This is a genomic window from Ignavibacteria bacterium (genome assembly GCA_016873845.1).
In the GTDB taxonomy this organism is placed as follows: Bacteria; Bacteroidota; Ignavibacteria; order Ch128b; family Ch128b; genus JAHJVF01.
Genome location: VGVX01000104.1, coordinates 1 through 5852 on the forward strand (window position 1 = coordinate 1; position 5852 = coordinate 5852).

Consider the following 5852-nt stretch of genomic DNA (forward strand, 5'->3'; position numbering starts at 1 on the left):
TTAAATCGTAGATGAATCCCCAAAAGTACTTACTTACCGGTTTAATTTTCATTACTAACTTCTTCTTACGGCAAGTATCGAGAAAGGGAAATCAAAACGCAATAGGAATTTTATTAAAATATTTATATCGAATCACAGGGTGTAGTTTGCATTTACGTGTTTCATATGAGCAAGCTGCAATCCGCCTGCGGCGGACGCCCATGCGGCTGCCCATACGCATCAGCTTTTGGATCCGCACCAACGACTACCGGTTTTCCTTCAAGCGAAGGCTTGCTCTGAGCACAGTCGAAGAGATCAAGTATGCGTTCAGCCAGAGGCGAACAAGTCAACAAAGATAAAGAATGCATCGAGGTCAAGGTGGAAAATCATAGTTAATGTATAATGTAAGAAGATTGAAACCATTTATTTCTGTAGAGACGTTGCGTGCAACGTCTCTACTACGACATTTGTCAAATTACAAATCCAAATTTTCAATTTCGTTTTTTTTCAATTTCCCATTTCAAAGGATTTTGTTCAATGTATTTTCTAATTCGGAACAGCTCATTTGCATTACGGATTATTCTATCGTAGAATCTGGATTGCCATTGGAATGATACATAGCCATTTTTGTGAGCATTTTTGGTTACAGCGGATTTGAATGAACGAATAATAGCCGAAAGCGAATTTGATTTTGGTGAAATTTCCGAGAATTTATTTTTAATTGTAGAGACGTTGCGCGCAACGTCTCTACAATTATTATTTTCATTTAATATAATAATCCCATGAATATGATTGGGCATTATAACATAATAATCTAATTCAACATTTTTCCGTATGTCTGCTGTTTTCATCCACTCATGTTCAACAATTTTTCCCAATTCATTCAAAATCATTTTACCATTGTGGACCTCTCCAAAACGACAAACATGATCTTTTATGTTAATAGTTATATAATACCACCAAGGAGTTGAATAATCCCAACCCTCTAATCGAGCAGATTCAATACGGTATTTGTGATGAAAAAATTTTGTCATGTATTTTCTTATTTCTTACTGCTTTACTGTGCGAACTTGTTGCGTAGCAGTATTCACAACCCATTAAGCAAGTATCGTTCATTCCAATATCTTTGCTAATCATACATCCACATTCAAGCCGCTGCGATTTGTCTTTCTTAAATGTTAAGTCTATTTCAAATTCATCTTGTAAAATTCTATCGTCGATGCATTTGCTAGGTTGTATTCCCAAGTAGCTAAAGTTTTTTGCTTCTGCACAGCTTTCTACTTCCATTCCGTTTTTGCTTGCGGTTTCGACAATTACTTTCAAAAGCTTTTCGACTTCAGGTTTTTCAATTTGGTTTTCTTCATAGTTTGTGCCAAGCTTGTTCAATCTTCGCAATGTTTTTTTGTAATTATCTACAATGCTGATGACTACTCGTTTTGTGCAGCCGGCAAGAGAGCTGCAAATGTTTGTAAAGTTTTTGATGTGGAAGTTTAAATCAAGGTCATCTGTAAAAAGAATCGGGTCGTAGCGCCAAATTACTTTTCCTTTGCCAATTCTTTGAGCAAGTTCTTTGAAGCATTTAATTGCTGTTTCAAGACTTGGATTGTACGGCTCGTAGTTTCTTGGAAAATTGTTGATAGTAAATTGGAAATAATAGTTGTATTTTTTTTCATTAAGCAAGTGAAGTCTTTTCATAAGCGGATAAGCGTTGCGAGTCCAAAATACGATTGCAGTAACTTTACTTGAAGTTAAGTCCACAAATGAAATTTGCTTTGAATTGAATGGATTGGGAACCGTACAAAATCCTTCTTCAATTCTATTGCAGAACCATTCGGAGTAGTAAGCGGGAATATCTGTTCTACGGCTTGCTGAGATGATCATACTTTTAAAATATATTTTTCTAAAAAATCAAGTTTACAAACTCACTTGATAAGAACGTCCCAGCAAATGAAATTCTTTTGTCTTTTCTTGCTCAAGCTTACTTTTAATCTGCTCAAAATTTCTTACCGTATCTTGAGAATATAGACGTTCGCCGCATTTCATACATACTTCTGCTTTTACTTTAACCACTGCGGTATTATTGCCTCCGCGTAAAAGTTTTTTCAACCTCTTTTTCTGCCAAATCATTACCACAAATAGGGCATTTATTAAAAGGCATCATTTTTTTTCCTCCTTTTGATTCTTAAGGCAGGTTTTCTAAATCGTCTAAGTCTTTATATCTTCCAGCAGATTTCTTATTTATTTTTAAATGTTCAAGGTTGATAAAATTTACTTCTACATCATCGAGCATAGTAACTTCTTTTGCCTTGTAACATTCATCAAAGTCAACGCCGGAAATTGATGTAAGCAATTCTATTCTAAGAGGAGGCACGCCCATTCGTGTTATTTTATTCTCTTCCGTAAACAAAGCGGCAGACAGATCGGGAACATCAAACCCAAATTCCTTAATAACTTCTGCAATTTTTACTGCGTTTGACTTTTTATTGGAAATCCAGATATCAATATTTCCTGTTGCTTTTGGATAGCCATAATATCCGACAGCATACCCGCCGATTATTAAATATTCAACTTTTTTTAAGTTCAACAACTTCAAAAAATCTCTGAAGTCGGGTGGTAGTTGGATCATAACCATACATTGTTTGTCGTAAAAATTCTATTGCCTGAATTTTTTCTTGTGGTGTTTTCGAGAGCCAGTATGTTTTATCATTTGATTCGTCTAAAAGAGAAACAACCGAGAATGCCTTTTTATCTTTTATCATACTTAGATTTAATCGGCTCATAGGTAAAAAATAACTTTAAAATAATTTAGCTAAAGATAGCTATTATTGATTTAATTAAAAACAAGCGATAAAATTTTAAGAAAACTCCGTATTGCTTAGTCTCGGCGGCGGAAATAAATAGTTGAGCTGTTCATACTGATTTGATTAGAAATTGTCGTTTGATTAAATTAAATATGCAAAAAAAACATTATTAAAATTTGGAGGTCAAATGAAAAGATTAACTCTAATCTTAATTCTTCCTCTACTTGCGTTTCTTCCGGGGCAGATTCAGGATGAAAACGAAGATATTCAAATTGCATTTAACGGTGCAATGAAAGGCGTTTACTGGGCGCAGGAAAATGTTTCCTCGAAACGAGAAGTCACTTTCAAAGATATTGTAGTTAACAACAAAAAAATTTGCACTGTAAAAATTTACAAGCAAGTAGGCGGATTGAAAATAATCTCTGAAGGTTACGAGGGTTCAACAAAAGTCGAGATTACAACTTACCGCTCAATATTGGAAAAAGAAAAATAAAACAGCACAACTCAGCTAAAAACAAAAAAGCACAAATAACAACACTGAACAGACAAGCTTCCGGAATGAGAATATCATCATTTGTGCTTATCGTGTTGAACTATTTATAAAAGATTAAAATGGCGAATCTTCTGACTGTGCAGCCCCACCCTCTTTCGCTTTGTTGTATTCTTCAATTGCCATTGTTTGAAGAGATTCTTTTAACTCTTTTGGGATGATGACGCTGTCGTAGTATTTATCGTCTTTCCCTTTTTCGGATGGAGCGCCAACAAATAAGCCATTTGCTCCATTGACTAATTTGAACCCTTTTATGATTATTCCTTCTTCGGTTTGAATGTCGAAGAAAGCGACTAATTTTGAATCACCTGCAAAAAGGTTCATTCTTGATATTTTCATATTCTTCTCCTGAATAATGTGTTTTATTTTATATTATTACCGAATAATCCAAATTTTGGATATGCCACTTGGCGTGAAAATAGTCTTGATTTTACAGAAAGGCAACTAAATAAGCATAAAGAGATTTGTTTTTTTTGCATTTATTAATAAATATACTAAATTAGCAAAAGTATTAATTAACTATAATTACTCATTATGAAATACTATAAGCTTGCTGAAGCGGAAAAAACTCTGCTCGGCATAGATGATATAGCGAACACGCTTGTAATTAGCAGAGAATCAGCAAAAGTTACAGCATCAAGATATGCTGCGGCAGGTTTTTTAGTTCGTCTGAAAAGGGATTTATATATTCCTGCCGAGAAATTAATGCGGTTGAAAGAAGAAGAACTTTTTCATATCGCAAATATTGTTCAGGTGCCATCATATATTTCTCTTACAACAGCGTTAAGTTATTATAATGTTTCTGCTCAGCAGCAGCAGAATTTTATTGAGTCAATACAACTGAAAAGGACAAAAACTGTTAAAGCTAAAAACATTGAATTTGCTTATACAAAGATCAAAAAAGAAATGTACACAGGGTTTGACCTTCTTAATGATTTTTTTATAGCTCTTCCAGAGAAAGCAATTGCCGATGCTGTATATCTGACTGCAATTGGAAAGTATAACTGTGACTTTGACGCGGTTGACTTTAAGAAAATTAAAAAAAGTAGAGTAGAACAATTTATAAATCTAACAAACAGAAGAACGAAAACTTTTTGGGGACAGCTATGCAAGACTTACAGAGTTTAGAGATATTTGAAATAGAGGTTCTTGAACTGCTGAACAGCGTAAAGGTGCTCGACTCTCTTTTTTTCGGCGGTGGAACAATGCTGCGGCTGTGCCACAACTTAAATCGCTATTCAACGGATTTAGACTTTTGGCTGAATGTAAATTCGGATTCAAAATCAATCTATTTAAAAATGAAAGAGGTATTATTGGCTAATTACAGAGTTTTAGATTCAGCGAATAAAAAATATACTTTACTTTTTGAATTCCGCTCATCAAAGGTCACACGCAACTTAAAAATTGAAATCAGAAAAGAACAAAAGGACTTTGACTGGGAAAGGAAAATTGCATTCTCAAGATTTTCTAATAAGCAAGTTATTGTTAAGGCTTTGTCTCTGCAGCAAATGATGGCGAATAAAACCGAAGCATTCCTCTCGAGAAAATTAATTCGAGATTGTTTTGATATAGAGTTTCTTTTAATGCGCGGAGTTGAAATCATTTCAGATAAAAACAGACTTGAGCTGATGTTAGAAATTATAAGCAACTTTAAGGATAGAGATTTTAAGGTAACACTTGGCTCGGTACTGGAAGAAAAAGACAGAAATTTTTACACAGAAAATAGGCTCAAGTTCTTACAAGAGGAAATAAAAAGAAAGCTGTAATAAGACAATTTATTTCTTTGCTATTTCGCTAACCTAGAAAAGTTTTTCAATACAGTTTCGGGGATTTTGATTTTTGCGCAAAAGAAAGATAGTTGCTACACTTTTTTAAGTGGTAAAATGCGGGCTCTCATCTTAAATTCGTCAATAACGATCAAAGCTCCTGTTTCAAGAATGTGCTGATATTGTTTGATCGCAGAAATAACTAGATCGCCTAATTTATCCGGTAAATTATCCTGTGTGCGAACCTGTATAACGCTTGGGCCCTCTTCATTTGTTGCAGCTAATAACGAACCGAAATCTAGATCGTGAGTAAACACTACAAATTTATTTTTTCTTGCATATTCCATTATTGCAGAATCTTTTTCCCTCGGATTACTAACTTGAGACCAATGAACTGCGCTTAATTCATTTGATTCAAAAGCCTCTATCCATTCTGGAGAAAGATTCATATCGATAAGTATTTTTATGTTCATGAAGTTGTTATTGGTACTTCTTGTTCTTCAACTCGCCACGCGGCATATGCTAACGCCTGTTCTATATCAGCTTTTTCTAAGTACGGATAAGCTTTTAATATTTCATCAAACGTATGACCGCTGGCAACTAAACCGACAATAGCCCCAACTGTTACTCTAAGTCCGCGAATACAGGGCTTTCCTCCCATTACATCTGGTTCTATAGTAATTCGATCAAGTGTTTTCATTTGATTACTCTATTAATTTGTTAGACTTTAATTAAATATAATATTTTTTTGCTAAT

11 protein-coding genes and 1 pseudogene are annotated in these 5852 nt (G+C 34.3%); 3 read left to right on the forward strand and 9 right to left on the reverse strand.

Annotated elements, in window-relative coordinates; genetic code table 11:
• Positions 1 to 161 precede the first annotated feature (161 nt).
• The 6 genes and pseudogenes from FJ213_12495 to FJ213_12520 form a co-directional block, all read right to left on the reverse strand.
• A complete protein-coding gene (locus FJ213_12495) occupies positions 162 to 347 on the reverse strand; it encodes a hypothetical protein (protein ID MBM4176971.1) in 186 nt (61 codons plus the stop codon).
• Positions 348 to 470: 123 nt separating this feature from the next.
• On the reverse strand, positions 471 to 1013 hold the full coding sequence (locus tag FJ213_12500) for a transposase (GenBank protein MBM4176972.1): 543 nt from the start codon (positions 1011 to 1013) through the stop codon (positions 471 to 473).
• A complete protein-coding gene (locus tag FJ213_12505) occupies positions 979 to 1860 on the reverse strand; it encodes a DUF1848 domain-containing protein (GenBank protein ID MBM4176973.1) in 882 nt (293 codons plus the stop codon). The genes FJ213_12500 and FJ213_12505 overlap by 35 nt, the downstream gene beginning before the upstream one ends.
• Before the next feature lie 33 nt (positions 1861 to 1893).
• A pseudogene (locus FJ213_12510) lies at positions 1894 to 2140 on the reverse strand (YgiT-type zinc finger protein).
• A 21-nt stretch (positions 2141 to 2161) separates the two neighbouring features.
• Entirely contained in the window at positions 2162 to 2611 is a 450-nt protein-coding gene (locus FJ213_12515) for a hypothetical protein (protein MBM4176974.1), read from the reverse strand.
• Positions 2544 to 2738: a hypothetical protein gene (locus tag FJ213_12520; GenBank protein ID MBM4176975.1), complete on the reverse strand. Its 195-nt coding sequence runs from the start codon at positions 2736 to 2738 to the stop codon at positions 2544 to 2546. Before FJ213_12520 ends, FJ213_12515 begins: the two co-directional genes overlap by 68 nt.
• Positions 2739 to 2967: 229 nt before the next feature.
• On the opposite strand from FJ213_12520, the gene FJ213_12525 reads away from it, so the two are divergent.
• Positions 2968 to 3273 (forward strand): hypothetical protein, encoded by a 306-nt coding sequence (locus FJ213_12525; protein MBM4176976.1) that lies wholly within the window; start codon positions 2968 to 2970, stop codon positions 3271 to 3273.
• A 114-nt stretch (positions 3274 to 3387) separates the two neighbouring features.
• Here FJ213_12525 and FJ213_12530 read toward each other — a convergent pair whose 3' ends face one another.
• Entirely contained in the window at positions 3388 to 3669 is a 282-nt protein-coding gene (locus FJ213_12530) for a hypothetical protein (protein ID MBM4176977.1), read from the reverse strand.
• A 195-nt stretch (positions 3670 to 3864) separates the two neighbouring features.
• On the opposite strand from FJ213_12530, the gene FJ213_12535 reads away from it, so the two are divergent.
• Both FJ213_12535 and FJ213_12540 read left to right on the forward strand, forming a co-directional pair.
• Complete coding sequence (locus tag FJ213_12535; GenBank protein MBM4176978.1) at positions 3865 to 4458, forward strand: hypothetical protein; 594 nt, start codon at positions 3865 to 3867, stop codon at positions 4456 to 4458.
• Positions 4437 to 5096, forward strand: coding sequence for a nucleotidyl transferase AbiEii/AbiGii toxin family protein (locus tag FJ213_12540; protein ID MBM4176979.1), 660 nt, complete (start codon positions 4437 to 4439; stop codon positions 5094 to 5096). The genes FJ213_12535 and FJ213_12540 overlap by 22 nt, the downstream gene beginning before the upstream one ends.
• A 95-nt stretch (positions 5097 to 5191) precedes the next feature.
• Here FJ213_12540 and FJ213_12545 read toward each other — a convergent pair whose 3' ends face one another.
• Both FJ213_12545 and FJ213_12550 read right to left on the reverse strand, forming a co-directional pair.
• Positions 5192 to 5563: a hypothetical protein gene (locus FJ213_12545; GenBank protein MBM4176980.1), complete on the reverse strand. Its 372-nt coding sequence runs from the start codon at positions 5561 to 5563 to the stop codon at positions 5192 to 5194.
• A 2-nt stretch (positions 5564 to 5565) separates the two neighbouring features.
• Positions 5566 to 5796, reverse strand: a complete 231-nt coding sequence (locus FJ213_12550) for a DUF433 domain-containing protein (GenBank protein MBM4176981.1) — start codon at positions 5794 to 5796, stop codon at positions 5566 to 5568.
• Positions 5797 to 5852: the final 56 nt, after the last annotated feature.

Bases quoted from the DNA above. Each gene is read 5' to 3' on its own strand.
- FJ213_12495 (MBM4176971.1), bottom strand. From the start codon at position 347: ATGCATTCTTTATCTTTGTTGACTTGTTCGCCTCTGGCTGAACGCATA.
- FJ213_12500 (MBM4176972.1), bottom strand. From the start codon at position 1,013: ATGACAAAATTTTTTCATCACAAATACCGTATTGAATCTGCTCGATTA.
- FJ213_12505 (MBM4176973.1), bottom strand. From the start codon at position 1,860: ATGATCATCTCAGCAAGCCGTAGAACAGATATTCCCGCTTACTACTCC.
- FJ213_12515 (MBM4176974.1), bottom strand. From the start codon at position 2,611: ATGGTTATGATCCAACTACCACCCGACTTCAGAGATTTTTTGAAGTTG.
- FJ213_12520 (MBM4176975.1), bottom strand. From the start codon at position 2,738: ATGATAAAAGATAAAAAGGCATTCTCGGTTGTTTCTCTTTTAGACGAA.
- FJ213_12525 (MBM4176976.1), top strand. From the start codon at position 2,968: ATGAAAAGATTAACTCTAATCTTAATTCTTCCTCTACTTGCGTTTCTT.
- FJ213_12530 (MBM4176977.1), bottom strand. From the start codon at position 3,669: ATGAAAATATCAAGAATGAACCTTTTTGCAGGTGATTCAAAATTAGTC.
- FJ213_12535 (MBM4176978.1), top strand. From the start codon at position 3,865: ATGAAATACTATAAGCTTGCTGAAGCGGAAAAAACTCTGCTCGGCATA.
- FJ213_12540 (MBM4176979.1), top strand. From the start codon at position 4,437: ATGCAAGACTTACAGAGTTTAGAGATATTTGAAATAGAGGTTCTTGAA.
- FJ213_12550 (MBM4176981.1), bottom strand. From the start codon at position 5,796: ATGAAAACACTTGATCGAATTACTATAGAACCAGATGTAATGGGAGGA.